The sequence below is a fragment of the Pseudoalteromonas sp. L21 genome (genome assembly GCF_021728035.1).
GTDB classification, from domain to species: domain Bacteria; phylum Pseudomonadota; class Gammaproteobacteria; order Enterobacterales; family Alteromonadaceae; genus Pseudoalteromonas; species Pseudoalteromonas arabiensis.
This window is the reverse complement of sequence record NZ_JAKKCV010000002.1, coordinates 800074-816467: the sequence shown is the minus strand read 5'-3', so window position 1 is coordinate 816467 and position 16394 is coordinate 800074. Positions and strand designations below refer to the sequence as shown.

At 40.1% G+C, this 16394-nt stretch carries 13 protein-coding genes; 11 read left to right on the top strand and 2 right to left on the bottom strand.

The window, feature by feature from the left end:
* Positions 1–133 precede the first annotated feature (133 nt).
* The 4 genes from L3V41_RS08785 (at position 134) to L3V41_RS08770 (ending at position 3224) form a co-directional block, all read left to right on the top strand.
* Positions 134–511 carry a type II secretion system protein GspG gene (locus L3V41_RS08785; RefSeq protein WP_237127585.1) on the top strand — a complete coding sequence of 126 codons (378 nt, stop codon included), beginning with the start codon at positions 134–136 and terminating at the stop codon, positions 509–511.
* Between the two features lie 106 nt (positions 512–617).
* The gene (locus tag L3V41_RS08780; protein ID WP_237127584.1) at positions 618–962 is read left to right on the top strand and encodes a hypothetical protein; all 345 of its coding nucleotides are present in this window, start codon (positions 618–620) and stop codon (positions 960–962) included.
* A 110-nt stretch (positions 963–1072) separates the two neighbouring features.
* Complete coding sequence (locus tag L3V41_RS08775; protein ID WP_237127583.1) at positions 1073–2116, top strand: DUF4365 and DUF1817 domain-containing protein; 1044 nt, start codon at positions 1073–1075, stop codon at positions 2114–2116.
* A gap of 49 nt (positions 2117–2165) precedes the next feature.
* Positions 2166–3224 (top strand): SH3 domain-containing protein, encoded by a 1059-nt coding sequence (locus L3V41_RS08770; protein ID WP_237127582.1) that lies wholly within the window; start codon positions 2166–2168, stop codon positions 3222–3224.
* A gap of 304 nt (positions 3225–3528) precedes the next feature.
* Here the strand turns inward: L3V41_RS08770 and L3V41_RS08765 are convergent, their stop codons facing one another.
* Both L3V41_RS08765 and yegQ read right to left on the bottom strand, forming a co-directional pair.
* Positions 3529–6840 (bottom strand): EAL domain-containing protein, encoded by a 3312-nt coding sequence (locus L3V41_RS08765; protein ID WP_237127581.1) that lies wholly within the window; start codon positions 6838–6840, stop codon positions 3529–3531.
* A gap of 121 nt (positions 6841–6961) precedes the next feature.
* Complete coding sequence (gene yegQ / locus L3V41_RS08760; RefSeq protein ID WP_237127580.1) at positions 6962–8347, bottom strand: tRNA 5-hydroxyuridine modification protein YegQ; 1386 nt, start codon at positions 8345–8347, stop codon at positions 6962–6964.
* Between the two features lie 475 nt (positions 8348–8822).
* On the opposite strand from yegQ, the gene ndk reads away from it, so the two are divergent.
* The 7 genes from ndk (at position 8823) to L3V41_RS08725 (ending at position 16385) form a co-directional block, all read left to right on the top strand.
* Positions 8823–9254 carry a nucleoside-diphosphate kinase gene (ndk, locus tag L3V41_RS08755; RefSeq protein ID WP_036972405.1) on the top strand — a complete coding sequence of 144 codons (432 nt, stop codon included), beginning with the start codon at positions 8823–8825 and terminating at the stop codon, positions 9252–9254.
* A gap of 175 nt (positions 9255–9429) precedes the next feature.
* On the top strand, positions 9430–10560 hold the full coding sequence (locus tag L3V41_RS08750) for a bifunctional tRNA (adenosine(37)-C2)-methyltransferase TrmG/ribosomal RNA large subunit methyltransferase RlmN (RefSeq protein ID WP_062567705.1): 1131 nt from the start codon (positions 9430–9432) through the stop codon (positions 10558–10560).
* A gap of 114 nt (positions 10561–10674) precedes the next feature.
* Positions 10675–12333, top strand: coding sequence for a type IV pilus biogenesis/stability protein PilW (gene pilW, locus L3V41_RS08745; RefSeq protein WP_237127579.1), 1659 nt, complete (start codon positions 10675–10677; stop codon positions 12331–12333).
* On the top strand, positions 12330–13208 hold the full coding sequence (locus tag L3V41_RS08740; RefSeq protein WP_237127578.1) for a RodZ domain-containing protein: 879 nt from the start codon (positions 12330–12332) through the stop codon (positions 13206–13208). The genes pilW and L3V41_RS08740 overlap by 4 nt, the downstream gene beginning before the upstream one ends.
* A 5-nt stretch (positions 13209–13213) precedes the next feature.
* Positions 13214–14332 (top strand): flavodoxin-dependent (E)-4-hydroxy-3-methylbut-2-enyl-diphosphate synthase, encoded by a 1119-nt coding sequence (gene ispG, locus L3V41_RS08735; protein WP_237127577.1) that lies wholly within the window; start codon positions 13214–13216, stop codon positions 14330–14332.
* Positions 14333–14465: 133 nt separating this feature from the next.
* A complete protein-coding gene (gene hisS, locus L3V41_RS08730; protein WP_237127576.1) occupies positions 14466–15740 on the top strand; it encodes a histidine--tRNA ligase in 1275 nt (424 codons plus the stop codon).
* 24 nt (positions 15741–15764) lie between these two features.
* The gene (locus tag L3V41_RS08725) at positions 15765–16385 is read left to right on the top strand and encodes a tetratricopeptide repeat protein (RefSeq protein ID WP_237127575.1); all 621 of its coding nucleotides are present in this window, start codon (positions 15765–15767) and stop codon (positions 16383–16385) included.
* Positions 16386–16394 lie beyond the last annotated feature (9 nt).

The following is a 16394-nucleotide window of genomic DNA, read 5'->3' as shown; positions in this document are numbered from 1 at the left end:
GCATTCAAGATAAGGTGTAAATTACGCCTAACAAACAGTTTAAAAGCGGACAAAATTCAGTTGGCTGGTTTCGCTCCGCTTCACATTATAGCCAACCAAATTTTGCCTTTTAACTGAGGCGTTATATGCCTTTATGAAAAAGTTTCTAATTCTGGCTCTGCTAGTCATATTTATATTAGGTTATGGAGCATACTACTTGGCTTTTGTAGCATCCGAAAATGAAAGGTGGGAGCGTAACGAGCCAAATAATAGAGTGTTATTGAACCTTGATGCCATTAAAGAAGCCCTTTTTTACTTTCATAAACAGGAAGGTGTGTTTCCAAGTCAAGATAAAGGGTTAACTGAATTAATTACCAAAGATGTAATTAAAAGGCTTCCTTTAGATCCTTGGGGTAATGAATTCGTTTATTTCTTTAATGAAAAAAATAACACTTTTAAAGTTTGTAGCTATGGTAAAAACATGAAGGAAAATAGCCTTAAATATTGCGTATCAAGTGAAAGCGGCATATAACAAGGCAATTATGGATGGGACGTATTAAGCTTGGCTGACGCTCATTCTTCGCGATTTTAGCCAAGCATTTATACGCCCCATATTGCGGCGTTAGGTTTCCCTATATATGAAGCGTCGTAGTTACAAAAATGAATGGTCTCTCTTAGCTGGGGCACTTTTACTTACAGCTGTGTCGTTCATATTGGATATTTACTTTTGTGGCTTAAATTTGTTTGCCCGTTCAGGCGCGCTAGTAGTCCTGTTCGCTGCAATTGTAGAGTTTCGTATCTCAGGGCATATATACGATGATATTCAACGTTCGCAGTTTCTTAACAAGAAAATAGATATAAGTGTTCCTTTGCGGGCAAAACCAACTAAAAAAAGGGAGCGAATTTCTATAGTGGCGCATGTTTTTTTAGTAATAGGCACAATTATATGGGGTTATGGTGATCTATTATGGCCACAAACCTAACAAGGCAATTAAAAATCGCCCACAAAAAGCCGTGGGCTGGACTCGCTAACGCTCGCCTTTTATTGCGGCGTTATGTTTTTATGGAACTTATACATTATTGAGAATTAAATATGTCAAATGGATATCCTAAATATTCAAAATCGGCTCAATCAGGGGAGCTTGGGGTAAATATTGTCAATGAAGTTGTTACGGAAAATCTAGGGTGGATATTCAAAAGAAACCATCAAGAATCTGACTTCGGAATTGACGGGTATATTGAAGTTGTCAGTGAAGACGGTTATGTTACGGGGAAAATGTTTGCAGTTCAGATTAAGTGTGGTAGCTCTTTTTTCTCCGAAGAAAACCGCTGGGGTTACGTTTACAGAGGAGAAAATAAACACTTTAATTACCTTTCTAATTGCCCCGTACCTGTCCTTATTCTCTTATGCGATCCTACTGAAAGAAAAGTTTACTGCGAGTGCTTTGACCCTTTAAAAACAGAGAAAACTAAAAGCGCATGGAAAATGAATATTTCAAAGCAACTCCTTTCTGATAGTAAGAATGACATTGTCAAGCTTCTGCCTGATGAGATTGACTATATGTCCGAGCTAGAAGTTTTCTGGGGCGTGAATAAAATAATAAATGAGTATACAGATGTTTCTCATATCCCCATCCCAAAAGAAGAAGTCGAAAACTTTAATTTCGACGATCTTATATCCTTTTTTAAGAGGCTTAAAGTCACTAAAGAGATTGCATATGCTCAAAAAGGAAGAGTTGAAATTTCATTCTGGGGGTATGAATCAGATCCAAGAGAGTTACTAGAAATACCAGAGGTGATAAAGTACGCAAAGGAAATTGGTAGATTGATTCCTGATTTGTTCTTTTTCTGTGATATTAGAAGTCCAATGGGTGGATTTCCTATTCTGGGCTGGAGTCATGGTAATCCAGAGGTATTTGGAGGCATCACAAAGCAGGTTAAGATTGATTTTTCAAAAATGGAAGATTTTATTTTATACCAAATAGATGGACTAAGAGAAACAACAAACTGGTTAAATATGACAGAAGACGAATATCAGTCTATTTTAGAATCTTGTCTAGAAGTGTTAGGTTATGAGCTTGTAGATAGAAACATAACAATTCAATCCAGCCGACCCCCTTCGGCGGCGGCTGATTGAGGCGTTAGCTTTACTCTCAATTACAGTGATTAATCAAGGACTCTATTAAATGGAAAGTACTCTAGAAATGATACATGACTCTACTGCTATTGAGAAAGCAATGAGGTCGATTAATTCACAGCAGTCTTTAATGGAAAAGGCCTTAGGATATACAAAAGGAATCTCTGCTATAGAGCAGGCTATGAAATCTTTTGAATCACAAAATTCCATAATAGAAAGAGCGATAAGCCTTTCTAAAGGATCATCAGCTATTGAACAAGCGATTAAATCATTTGATTCACAACAGGCTTTGATGAAAAATGTGTTAGGTTTTTCAAAAACTAATTCAGCTGTAGAACAAGCCATGAAGGCCTTCGAATCACAGAACTCTATAATGGAAAAAGCTTTAGGGTTTTCACATGCTACATTAGCAATAGAGAAAGCAATGAGATCATTTGAATCTCAGCAGGGTATTACAGATCGAGCTATGGCAGCAATAGCTAATTCATCCTCTATCGATTCTTCTTTAAGTCAATTGCAAAATTCAAATGTATTACGAGAAATTAATTCAACATTCCTTAATCAAGTTGCACATTCTATTCAAGAATCAAGCTCAATTAAGACGTCGATGCTGGATGAAGAAACACTCGAAAATGAATTTCAATCTGCTACTGAAATGCTAACTGATTCAGAAGATTCAAAAAGCTTTTTTGAGATCTTTAATAATTTACCTCCATTTATTCAGCTTGTTTTAGCTACATTCTTTTTACATATCTTTTTGCCACAATTTAATAGTATTTCTGCAAACTTAATAACGCCAACAGTAGAAAGTTACTTATCAGAGAGTGACCGAGCAGATAGGGAAAAGATCAAAGACATTTCTGTACTACCGCGAAAAATCGAAGGTATCGATACATCAGGTCTTCGTTTTATAACTGGAAATAATGTTCGCTTAAGAGCCGATGCGTCAACAAACTCTGAAGTACTAGACGAAATGATTTTTGGGCAAGTTGTCACTGTACATTCCAAAAATAAAAACTGGATTGAAATATCGTATAAATATGCAAATGGGACTGAAATGCATGGTTGGGTATTCACCAGATATTCTTCACGTTTTGTAAATCAGTAAAGCTAGAAGAATTCAAACGAAAATCTGTCTAGTAAAGTCTGGTCGATTCATTATTCCCTTCGGTATAGTCGTTAAAACTATCGATAAACAGATAACCTAACTTTTCGTGCGTCCCCAAAATAATGTGGTCATTAGCTGCAAATGATAAAGTGTCTGAAGATAAATTACTTAAAATAGCAGCCTGAATGAGGTCTTCACTCTCTTAGATGTACTGTGCTAAGACTGCCTATGAATAGCCACTTTATCGCCGTCTGAGATAAAAGTATATCCATTTAGCAAAGGCTTAATTGCCGCAGATATAATTTCAAGTAACACTGCTTGAAGATTGAATAAATCGATAAAGCGCATCGAGCGGAAGTGGTTTACTAAAATAATAACCTTGTACTTGTGAACACGCGAGTTCCTTAAGTATTTTCACCTGCTGCTGGGTCTCGACCCCTTCGGCAATTGACTCCATATTTAACGCGCTGGCTAAATCAATCATGGCTTTAACGATTGCTTTGTCTGCATCGCTGGGGTTTTCTAAATCATCAATAAACGATTTATCTATTTTGAGCTTATCGAGTGAAAAGTCTTTTAAATAATTCATCGACGAATAGCCTGTGCCAAAATCATCAATCGACATTTTAAAGCCGGCCTCACGTAATTTAGAAATGGTGTTTAATGCAAATGTGGGATTACCAATGGCAATGGTCTCGGTCAACTCAAGCTCGATACATTCAGGGTTAACGGAATGTGTTTGTAAAACCGCAATTAAATCACTAAGCAAATGCTTTTTAATGAATTTAGTCGCCGATAAGTTAATCGCAAACGTCAGTTTTGGCATATCACTTTCTTGCCATTGACGAACAGTTTTAACGGCATTTTCAAATACCCAGTCATCAATTTCACTGATGCGCCCGCAACTTTCAGCAATAGGAATAAATTCGGCGGGTGATACATCACCCAGTATTTCTGAGTGCCAACGAAGTAACACTTCTGTGGCAACGGTTATACCCGTTGCAAGTTCGATCTGTGGCTGAAATACCAACGAAAACTCATTATGTTCAATCGCATAATTAAGCGCATTTATAATCTGTAGCTGTCGCAGTCCAGACTTATTCATCTCCTCAGCGTAAAATAGCGTATTATTACGACCTAGCTTTTTAACTTCGAACATCGCTGATTCTGCCATTTGCAATAACGGCTCAAACTCTTTGCCATCAATAGGATATAAAGCAATACCAATAGAGGCCGTAACAACAATTAACTCATCATTGACCAATAACGGCTCGCTTATCACCCTTAATAATTCTTGTGTGCTTTTATTTATGGCGCCTGTTGATGTATAGGGAGTAATAAACGCAAAACGATCGCTTTGTAAACGCGCCACCATTATATGCTCCCCTAAAAAGCTACGAATTCTGGCGCTTAACTTTTGCAAAACTAGGTTACAATGAGCTATCCCCATTGCTTTGTTTAGTATTTTAAAGTTATCTAAACCAATCAATATGAACGCAGCTTTCGAATCTTCGTGTGGCTTGGCAATTCCTTCAAATTCCATTTTTAATCTGTCTTGATTTGCCAGTCCAGTTAGTTGGTCAAAATAGGAAAGTTGATGAATGCGTGTTTCACTCTCAACTTCTTTAGTCATATCGTGTTGAAATGATATGTAATTGCTCACCTTGCCTTGTTTGTCGAGAATGGGGTAAATTGTTGTTTGCTCAACAAGGGTTTTGCCATGCTTCGTCATATTAACTAACGCCCCTACCCAAGCTTGTTTATTTTTAAGTTGCTGCCACATTTCTTCATAAACAGAAGATTCTGTTAGCCCTGCACTTATTGTTTGAGGGCTTTGCCCTATTAGCTCATCGTAGTCATACTGGCACATGTCTAAATAAGCACGGTTCATATACTCAATTTTGGCATCTGTGTTGGTAAACATGATGGGGTGTGGGTTTTGTTCAACTGCTTGTGACAGAATATGCATGCGTTTATTTAGGTTTATTTTATTAAACCACTGCCACACTGACTCAGCCCATACTGTAAGCATGTTTTTGTCATGCACTGTGAACACTTTTTCGATATGTTGCAAAATGATAGCCATATGACATTTTCCATAGCGAAGAATTGGCACAACTAATAAAGAATTTGAATCACTCGGTAAACCAAACTCTTTTGCTTGTTTACGATTAACAATAACCGCTTCACCAACGGCTACTTTTGCTTGTAATTTTTCGGTACACACGGCAAATGTAGAACCATGTTCAGCTCTATAGGTAAGTTGCTTTTGTTCATTACAGATAAACAGCGCAGCACCATCACAGTTTGTTATCGCACGTGCATGCTCGACGGCATAATTTAGCAATACATCTTGGTCATCTTGAAAAGAGATTTCGGTCAAATGTAACAGACCTCGATTAAACTTACTCTGTTGTATCAGTGCAGCTACGCGGCCAACTTTTTCAGATACATCGCGAGCATTCACTAAATAGGTAGGGCCATTATTATCATATTCAAATAATGTAATAGAAAACTCAAAATGAATCACACGTCCGTTAAATGCAATAGGTAATGGATTCAACAAACACACCCCCGAACGTTTTGACTCTTTTAAACCTTTTATAAACTCTTGCGCATCTGAATCTGAAAATAACTCTAGGATGCTCTTCCCTACTATACTTTTAATGAAGATATGATTATCAGAATTATCACTAAAAACCTCACGAAATGTGCCATTTTCTTCAAGCTCGAATACTGAATTGGGTAATGCAGTCAGCGTTGCTGATAATTGCTTAGTTGAGTTTTCAAGTGCCGCATAGGGCTTAATAACGGTTTCTACAAAGAGAATTTTATAGAGTAAGAAATAAGTTAACCCTTTATAAACGTGACCAAAAAAGTTAAAGATATTGGTCGTGTGTGAGATGTCATTAAATACTACAAAACATGTTTCGCTCAAAATAGCGATTACGCATACAAGGGTTCTGTCTGCTATGTTCAAATTTGCTCTAGGCTTGCTTAACTGAGAGGCGAACATAAAAGCTGCACTGGTATAAAGGACTAATACACTCAGCTCTATGATAAATTTTACGTGGCTTGCCCCTTTTCCTTGAATGTATATAGCTGATAACCATTGGGGCGAATAGAACATTATACTAGCAATACAGAAACTGAAGAACAGTAATGAAATTAATAATATATTGGCATTAAGAGGCTTATATTTAAACCAGATCCCCATCGCGATAATTAGAAATGCTGCGGCATTAAAAAGTCGTGCAATTAACCAAAAATTCAGCACTAAACTCATTTGCTCTTCACTTTCATGCATATTGTCATAAGCTAAAAAGTGCAAGGAGTCGAAAATAGCAACACACAACATTGAGCATGCAAGCAACAGCAACTGATAATTTTTAGTAAAATGCCAAGTATTCCAACCAATGGCAAAAATCAAAAACGAGATGACAACCGAAAACAGCTCTACGCTGGTGTGCATAGCAACATAAAACGGTATTTCAGCAATTAAACCAAACCACTCTAATAGCAATACAACGGCAATCAAAACAATACCCGCAACAATATATGGCAGCGTGTGTAAAAGCTCTCGATGATGGGATTTATGGACTAAAAATTTCACCATAACTTTTAATTAAATTTGTTAGTTGCCTTATAAAAAGGATAGTAAAAATAATTATTAGAGACAGTGAAATAGCAAAAAAGGTGAATAAAATGCGCTAAGTATGACCTAACGCATCTTGTTGTTAAGCTTTATTGAATGGGTTACGGGTATCTTGGTCGGCATCAAGGTTACGCATCAAAATAGCGTGGTCTAAGTCGATGTCTTCTGGCAAAGGAATTTTTACAATATGACCCGAGCCTTTTGCATCACTGATAGCCTCGCCTTTTTTATTTTCCATGAACTCAAGGTTAAAATTGATATTGCCTTTTGGCGTCATTAGTTCAAGTGAATGACCAGTACAGAATTTATTTTTCACATCAATTTCAACTAAGCCATTACTGTTGCGACCTAATACTTCACCAACAAACTGCTGCTTATCAGAGACCGAATGACCGTACTCATAATTTTGATAGTCTTGGTGCGCATGGCGCTTTAAAAACCCTTCGGTATAACCGCGGTGTGCTAAGTTTTCGAGGGTTTTAAATAAGTTTGCATCAAACGGACGGCCTGCAACCGCATCATCAATCGCTTTACGGTACACTTGCGCAGTACGTGCAACATAATAGAAAGACTTAGTACGGCCTTCAATTTTTAAACTATGCACGCCCATTTTAGTAAGCTGATCAACATATTGAACTGCACGTAGGTCTTTTGAGTTCATAATGTAAGTACCATGCTCGTCTTCAAAAGCAGGCATGTATTCACCTGGTCGGCCTTGCTCTTCCAGCATAAATACTTCGTTACTGGGTGTGCCATCTCCCAGTGTTGGGATCACCGCTTTAGGGTCAATTTTATGTACCATTTCACCGGTTTCATTTTCGGAGCCTGGTTTTACATCGTAATTCCAACGACATGCATTGGTACACGTTCCTTGGTTTGGATCGCGTTTATTAATATAACCCGATAACAAACAACGACCAGAATATGCCATACATAGCGCACCATGAACAAACACTTCAAGTTCTGTATTCGGGCATAGCTGGCGAATTTCAGCGATTTCTTCAAGCGATAATTCGCGCGATAAAATGACTCGTTCAATACCTTGCTTTGCCCAAAAGTTCACTGTGGCATAGTTCACCGCATTAGCCTGCACAGATAAGTGAATTGGCATATCAGGCCATTTTTCACGAACCAGCATAATAAGCCCAGGATCAGACATAATTAGCGCATCAGGTTGCATAGCAATAACAGGCTCAATATCGCGTAAGTAGGATTTTACCTTGGCATTGTGAGGAGCAATGTTCGACACCACATACAATTTTTTATTTTGTGCGTGCGCTTCATTGATACCTATTTGTAGATTATCTAGGTCAAACTCATTGTTACGAACACGAAGGCTATAACGAGGCTGACCTGCATAAACAGCATCAGCACCATAAGCGAAGGCATAACGCATATTCTTTAAACTACCCGCAGGTGATAACAACTCAGGCGTAAAAGGACGAGGGGTCAAAATAGGTGACGACATGAAAGCTCCACACATCGAACCGAGTACAAGTCGGTTGCATGAATTAATAGAATAATTGAGCGCGGGAGTATAATAATCTGCCTATTTTTTTTATTGATCTAGATCATAATTGGCGATAACTCAGCAAGGTTGCAATGAGTCTATAAAAGACGACTGACTGTAAGATCCGCTTTTTTGTTCAAACTCAACTAAGTGCCCAAGATAATTGATTTTTGAGTTTACAATATGCACAAATAGAAAAGCCGCTACATGTGTACTTTCCCCTCAATAGTAATGTAAATTCCTAAGTTAAAATTAGCCCACAAACCGCGCTGAATCATCAAATAAAAACTGACCAGCAATAATCCCTCAGGTAAGGTCATGAAAATGACATGGATGCACTATTTAATAAAATTAGGAATTTTAACGTAAAGCGCGTATAATTCGCGGCCGTTAATATTTAACCTTTTAAATTTAAAATTATTGGAGCATAAAGATGGCTTTAGAGCGTACTTTTTCAATCGTAAAACCTGATGCAGTTGCTAAAAACCACATCGGTGCTATCTACAACCGTTTCGAAACTGCGGGTCTTAAAATCGTTGCAGCTAAAATGGTTCACCTTTCAAAAGAAAAAGCTGAAGGTTTCTACGCTGAGCACAGCGAGCGTCCTTTCTTCGGTGCTTTAGTTGAGTTCATGACATCTGGTCCAGTAATGGTTACTGTTCTTGAAGGTGAGAACGCAGTTCTTAAAAACCGTGAAATCATGGGTGCTACTAACCCTGCTGAAGCACTAGCTGGTACATTACGTGCTGACTACGCAGACAGCATCGACGAAAACGCTGTTCACGGTTCAGACGCTGTTGAATCAGCTGCACGTGAAATCGCATACTTCTTCGCTGACGAAGAAATCTGCCCACGTACTCGTTAATTTCGAGTTCACAGCTAAGTCTGTGATGCAGAAGAAAAAGGGCTTTCGGGCCCTTTTTTAGTCATTAGCTAAGCCTGTTATAAATCTGTTTAGCTAATGACTAAAGCGATTAAATAATATACAATCGCGCACCCAAATTATTAATACCATCACCGTCACTGATTGAGGTTGTTTCATGGCCACTGAAAAAAAGATTAACTTATTAGATTTAAACCGAGATGCAATGCGCGAGCTATTTGTATCGTTCGGTGAAAAGCCATTTCGTGGCGATCAGGTGATGAAATGGATTTATCATTTTGGTGTAGACAATTTTGACGACATGACGAACGTCAACAAAAAGCTGAAAGAGAAGCTTAAAGCTGAGTGTGAAATTGTCGCTCCTGAGATCTCAGTTAAACAAGTAGCAAGTGATGGCACCATCAAATATGCTCTTTTGCTACAAGGCGGCCAAGAAGTTGAAGCTGTGTGGATCCCAGAAAAAGATCGTGCAACTTTATGTGTTTCATCACAAGTTGGTTGTGCGCTTGAATGTACATTCTGCTCAACAGCACAACAAGGCTTCAACCGTAACTTAGCGGTGTCTGAAATCATTGGTCAAGTTTGGCGTGTCGCCAAAGACATCGGTTTAGATGGCGACAGTACTAAACGCCCTGTCACTAACGTTGTAATGATGGGCATGGGTGAGCCATTGCTTAATCTTAAAAACGTTGTGCCAGCGATGGAACTGATGATGGATGATTGGGGTTTTGGCCTGTCAAAACGCCGTGTAACATTAAGTACATCAGGTGTGGTGCCTGCGCTTGATTTATTAAAAGAGAAGATCGACGTCGCACTCGCTATTTCACTCCATGCGCCAAACAATGAGCTGCGTGATGTACTTGTACCAATTAATAAAAAGTACCCAATTGAAGAGTTTTTAGCGGCGTGTCGTCGTTATATTGATGGCTCTAAAGCAAACAAAGACGTGACAATTGAGTACGTCATGCTGCAAGGTGTCAACGACAGCACAGATCAAGCGCACGAGTTGGTTAAAACACTCAAAGGCACACCATCGAAAGTAAACCTGATTCCATTTAACCCATTCCCAGGTAATGAATATGGCCGTTCGAGCAATAGCCGCATAGACCGTTTCTCTAAAGTATTACAAGCTGCAGGTATTACCTGTATTGTTCGTCGTACTCGCGGTGATGATATTGATGCAGCATGTGGTCAGTTAGTAGGTGATGTTGTTGACCGCACCAAACGCCTAGCGAAAAAGAAAATGCGTGAAGACAATGCAATTTCGGTGAACATTCACCAAGCATAAACACGAAAATAAAAGATAAGCCTTTGTAGCAAGCCTGTTATTTTTAAAATAATAGATGCAACACAAAGGCTTTTCGGTAAGATAGGCATACGGAATCAAACAAGAGATTAGGTAATGCGATCTTTACTTGCCATAACTGTTAGTACTTTAGCATTAACAGGATGTGTCACAGAAAACAGCTATAACGGCAGTAACAAACCGGTTGTAGAGAACAAAATCAACAACACAGGTGCGGCACGCACACGTATAGCACTTGCTCTACAGTATTTAAAAACTGGCAATAACTCGCAAGCAAAATATAACCTAGAACGTGCTGCTGATTTTGCTCCTGAGCTCCCTGAAGTTCATTACTCTCTTGCTTATTATTATCAACAGGTTGATGAACCTGAACTTGCAGACAAAGCTTATCAACAAGCATTACGCATTGACCCTAATGATCCTAATACATTAAATAACTATGGTGTGTTTTTGTGCGGTATTGGTGAATATGACCGCGCAGCCGAAGAACTGCTTAAAGCTATTTCAATTCCGAGCTACATCCGAGTAGCAGAAAGTTATGAAAACTTAGCCTTGTGTGCTATTGAATTTGATGACTTTGAAAATGCAGAAAAATACTTAAAATCGGCCCTGAGTCATAGTTCACAACGCCCTTCTTCGCTGATCAGCCTTGCTGGTTTATATTATGCAAAAAGCGACTTGCATAAGGCACAAGAGGTCGTCGAAAAATATGAAGCGACCGGCAGAGTGACACCACGCGCGCTCATGCTAAGTTATTTAATTCAGCAACGCATGGGACATATAGAAAAAGCCCAAACCACCGCAGGGATTATTTTACAAACGTACCCAGGTTCAACTGAGGCCAAAGCAATTTCATCGGAGCAACTAAAACGCACTGAATTTGAAATTTTGCGCGAAAAGTATCGTCAATCACAGCTCAAAGAGCTACAGGTCTCAAACAACACCTTTGCTGTCAGTAAAGATCAACCCAAAATACGCATTGTGAAGAAAAAAGCACCGCCAAAAACTTCGCAACCACAAGTGATAGCAGCAAAAGTAGCAGCACCAGCAGCGCAACCATCAGCTGTAAAAGCTGAAAGTGCGGTTGTTCAAAATACGCCAACCGATAATTCAGTAAACCAAAAAACAACAATAGAAGAGCCAACTGAAGTAACAACTTCACCTAGCACCACAGCAGCAGCTCCCGTTGCAACACAGAGTGACGATATTACTATTGTCTCGTTTGGTGCGCCAAAAAAACCTGCCACCAAGCAGCAAACAACAGCGCAATCTCAAGCGAAAAGTAATGACGCGAGCACGGTTGTTTTTTACGAAGCAGAAAAAGATGAAAGCGTGTTTAGCGCAAACTCAAAAGAGACTCAAAACACCACCCAAACGCACTTTAGTGTAACGAACGAGCATACAAACTTACCGATGCTGAACCCAAGTGTACCTGCGCTGAATATCCCCTATCATATTATTCAAAACGGCGAAAACCTGTTTAGCATTTCGGTGCGATACAATGTTAAACTACAGAAAATTTTGCAGTGGAATGGCTTAAAGGAATCGGATCGTGTGCAAAACGGCACAAAAATCTATTTAAATGATCCGCACATTTATCACAACATAAATACCGGTGATACCCTTTTTGGCATTGCCACTGAGCACAGCGTGTTGATCGATCAATTAATGCGCTGGAACAAATTAAGTCCAGATGTTGCCCTCGAACCTGGACATAGACTCTTATTGGTAGACCCTGACTCATACGCATTATGAATGAAGAAAAAAATACAGAACAACCGCAAGAAACGCTCGGCCAAGTACTAAAACAGCACCGCGAAAAAGCGGGAATGAGCCTTGAGCAGCTTGCAGGTGCATTGAAATTATCAGTGTTACAATTACAACGTTTAGAAAATGACGAGCACACACTTCTTGGCCCTGCTACTTTTGTAAAAGGCTATGTAAAAAGCTATTGCCGAGAGCTAAAACTAGACTGCCAAGAGATTCTCACTCTCTTACCAGAACATGTTGAACCAACTAAAAAGTCCAACATGCAAAGCTTTTCTCGTCGCACAGAAAAAGAAGCGCACGACAGTCGATTAATGCTATTCAGCTATTTTATTTTAGCAATAGTCATTGGCTCATCCGTATTTTGGTGGTGGCAAAATAGCGCACCAAACTTAGAAGAGCCAGTGAATGCAGCCATGCCAAATCAGCTTGAAAAAAATGAGCCTGCGAGGCCGACTGAAGAGACGACAGCAGCTGTTCAGAATACAGAGGAAACAACTGGTTTATCTGAGCCACAAAACACATCGTTAGATGAAACACCTGCGACACAAACTGTGGAACCGTCAAAACCTACGGTGTCTACCGCAATTGAAAAAACGAAAAAAAATGACCCTGAACATAGCACCATTGTAATGAACTTCAATGAAGATAGCTGGGTCGAAATACATGACGGCAATGGCGATCGTGTAGCCTTTGGTGTAAAAAAGGCAGGCTATGTGATGACAGTAACTGGCGCACAGCCTTTTAATATTGTGTTAGGCAAGCATCAAGTTGTTGATATTACTTTCCAAGGTGAAGCTATCGACACCTCGCACTTTGCCAAAAATCGATTAGCTAAATTTACTTTACCGTTATCAGAGTAACCACAATGTTTTCAGAATCTCCCATTAAACGCAGAAAATCGACACGTATCAATGTAGGTAACGTTCCGATTGGTGACGGCGCCCCGATTGCTGTTCAGTCAATGACAAATACTGATACGCTTGATGTTGATGCCACTGTGGCGCAAATCCAAGCTATTCAAGATGCAGGCGCCGATATTGTTCGTGTTTCAGTCCCAACGATGGATGCTGCTGAAGCGTTTAAAAGCATTAAAGAGCAAGTGACTATTCCACTTGTGACGGATATTCATTTTGACTACCGAATTGCGCTAAAAGTAGCACAATATGGCGCTGACTGTTTACGTATCAATCCTGGTAATATTGGTAGCGAAGAGCGTATTCGTGCTGTCGTTGATTCTGCGCGCGAGCATAATATTCCAATTCGTATTGGTGTAAATGGCGGCTCATTAGAGCGTGACTTACAAGAAAAGTACGGTGAACCAACACCAGAAGCGCTGCTTGAATCAGCAATGCGCCATGTTGAAATTCTACAACGTTTAGACTTTGATCAATTCAAAGTGTCGGTTAAAGCATCTGATGTATTTTTAGCTGTGGGTGCGTATCGATTGCTTGCAAAAGAAATTGACCAACCGTTGCACCTAGGTATCACTGAAGCAGGCGGTATGCGTTCTGGCTCTGTTAAATCAGCCGTTGGTTTAGGTATGCTACTTGCCGAAGGCATTGGTGATACATTACGCGTTTCCCTTGCAGCAGATCCCGTGCAAGAAATTAAAGTGGGTTTTGATATTTTAAAATCACTGCGCATTCGCTCACGCGGCATTAACTTCATTGCCTGCCCTAGCTGCTCACGCCAAGAGTTTGATGTGGTAAGTACCATGAACCAGCTCGAAGAACGTTTAGAAGACGTTGTTGAACCCATGTCAGTGTCAGTTATTGGCTGTGTGGTAAATGGCCCAGGCGAAGCACTTGTTAGCGATATTGGTCTTGCTGGTGCCAACCGCCGTTCAGGTTTATACATCAACGGTGAGCGTCAAAAAGCACGTATCGATAACGACAACATTGTTGAGCAACTTGAAGGGTATGTGCGTGACTTTATCGCTAAAAAAGAAAAAGAAACGCCAATCGACATCAAAATAGTAGAATAATTAGCATATAGTCGGCAAACCCTTGGGTTTGCCGTTTACCTTTACCGTCCAAACGGTATAATAACGGGTCAATTTTTCAGTTTTCTTGATGCGCAGAACATTTTTGCGCAAGTACAGTATTTAGGATTTATCAGTGGCAAAACAAATTCAGGCAGTGCGTGGTATGAACGATTGTCTGCCAGGCGATACGCAAATTTGGCAGAAAGTAGAAAACATTTTACGTGAAACAGTTTCATCGTTTGGTTATCAAGAAATTCGTTTTCCTATTGTTGAGTCGACCGATCTTTTTAAGCGTTCAATCGGTGAAGTAACCGATATCGTTGAAAAGGAAATGTACACTTTTGCTGACCGAAATGGTGATAACCTAACTCTTCGCCCTGAAGGGACTGCGGTATGTGTGCGTGCGGGTAATCAAAATGGTTTACTGTACAACCAAGAACAACGTTTATGGTACATGGGCCCGATGTTTCGTCACGAGCGTCCACAAAAAGGCCGTTACCGTCAATTCCACCAATTTGGCTTAGAAACATTCGGCATCGCCACTGCTGATATCGATGCAGAAGTTATTTTGCTAACAGCTCAATTATGGAAAGAATTTGGTATCAGCGAGCACGTTCGTCTTGAGCTTAACTCACTAGGTTCTAACGAAGCGCGTGCTGAATACCGTGATGCACTTGTAGCTTACTTAGAGCAACATGTCGATGTGCTCGATGAAGACTCAAAGCGTCGTATGCACACTAACCCATTACGCGTTCTAGATAGTAAAAACCCTGATGTACAAGCTATTTTAACAGATGCTCCTAAGCTATCTGAGCACTTAGACGCTGAATCAAAAGAACATTTTGAAAATTTATGTGAACGTTTAGACGCCGCAGGCGTCGAATACACGGTAAATGAAAAGCTCGTGCGCGGCCTTGACTACTACAACCGCACCGTTTTTGAGTGGGTGACAGATAGCCTAGGCGCACAAGGAACGGTTTGTGCCGGTGGCCGTTATGATGGCCTAGTTGAACAACTTGGTGGTAAAGCCACGCCAGCGGTTGGTTTTGCAATGGGTCTTGAGCGCTTAGTACTGTTACTTCAAGCGTTAGAATCCGTTGGTGACATTCGCCGTAGTGCTGATGTATATTTGGCAGCCATGGGCGATAAAGCCAGTATTCAAGCACCGCTTATTGCCGCTCAATTACGTAAAGATGTTGCGGGCTTACGTGTGATGGTGCACGCTGGCGGCGGCAACTTTAAAAAGCAATTAAAACGTGCAGATAAGAGCGATGCATTAGTCGCGGTAATTATCGGCGAAGATGAATTAGAACAAGGCGTTGTGACTATTAAGTACTTACGAGAGCGTAAAGAACAAGTCACCCTAAAATTAGAAGAAGCGAAGACGCTACTTGCTGCGCTTATATAAGCCCAGTGAGCAACAGAGGTAAGCATGGATATTTATTCAACAGAAGAACAACAAGCAGAAGCGATTAAACGCTTTTTCCGTGAAAATGGTGTCGCACTAGCTATTGGTATTGTTGCTGGTTTAGGTGGTTTATACGGTTGGAAAGCGTATAACCAAAACCAAATCACAACAGCTGAAACAGCATCAGACTCTTTCACTAAACTTGTTGATAGCGGCGCAGTGTTAGACAAAGCAGATACGTTTATCAATGAGAATAGCGAATCAAGTTACAGTACTCTAACAGCATTTGTTGCAGCAAAAGAAGCGGTAGAAAAAAATAATCTTGATGCAGCAAGCGAAAAGCTTAACTGGATCATCACGAATGAGAAAAACCCTGAGTTAAAAGCAACGGCTGCAACACGTCTTGCACGTGTTCATATTGCCCAAAAACAATATGACCAAGCGCTGGCTACTTTAAACTCGCAGTTACCTGAATCATTTGCAGCAACTGTCGCTGAACTTAAAGGTGATATTTTTTCTGCGCAAGGTGATAAGGCTCAGGCACGTACACAGTATCAAGCAGCTGCTGACAAAGGGGGTCTTGAGAATAACCCTTTATTACAAATTAAACTTGATGACTTAGCACAAACTAGCCCAGCGGCGTAAGGGGTTAAG

Excerpts from the sequence above, each read along its gene's own strand:
- L3V41_RS08785 (WP_237127585.1), top strand. The coding sequence starts at position 134 with ATGAAAAAGTTTCTAATTCTGGCTCTGCTAGTCATATTTATATTAGGT.
- L3V41_RS08780 (WP_237127584.1), top strand. The coding sequence starts at position 618 with ATGAAGCGTCGTAGTTACAAAAATGAATGGTCTCTCTTAGCTGGGGCA.
- L3V41_RS08775 (WP_237127583.1), top strand. The coding sequence starts at position 1,073 with ATGTCAAATGGATATCCTAAATATTCAAAATCGGCTCAATCAGGGGAG.
- L3V41_RS08770 (WP_237127582.1), top strand. The coding sequence starts at position 2,166 with ATGGAAAGTACTCTAGAAATGATACATGACTCTACTGCTATTGAGAAA.
- L3V41_RS08765 (WP_237127581.1), bottom strand. The coding sequence starts at position 6,840 with ATGGTGAAATTTTTAGTCCATAAATCCCATCATCGAGAGCTTTTACAC.
- yegQ (WP_237127580.1), bottom strand. The coding sequence starts at position 8,347 with ATGTCGTCACCTATTTTGACCCCTCGTCCTTTTACGCCTGAGTTGTTA.
- ndk (WP_036972405.1), top strand. The coding sequence starts at position 8,823 with ATGGCTTTAGAGCGTACTTTTTCAATCGTAAAACCTGATGCAGTTGCT.
- L3V41_RS08750 (WP_062567705.1), top strand. The coding sequence starts at position 9,430 with ATGGCCACTGAAAAAAAGATTAACTTATTAGATTTAAACCGAGATGCA.
- pilW (WP_237127579.1), top strand. The coding sequence starts at position 10,675 with ATGCGATCTTTACTTGCCATAACTGTTAGTACTTTAGCATTAACAGGA.
- L3V41_RS08740 (WP_237127578.1), top strand. The coding sequence starts at position 12,330 with ATGAATGAAGAAAAAAATACAGAACAACCGCAAGAAACGCTCGGCCAA.
- ispG (WP_237127577.1), top strand. The coding sequence starts at position 13,214 with ATGTTTTCAGAATCTCCCATTAAACGCAGAAAATCGACACGTATCAAT.
- L3V41_RS08725 (WP_237127575.1), top strand. The coding sequence starts at position 15,765 with ATGGATATTTATTCAACAGAAGAACAACAAGCAGAAGCGATTAAACGC.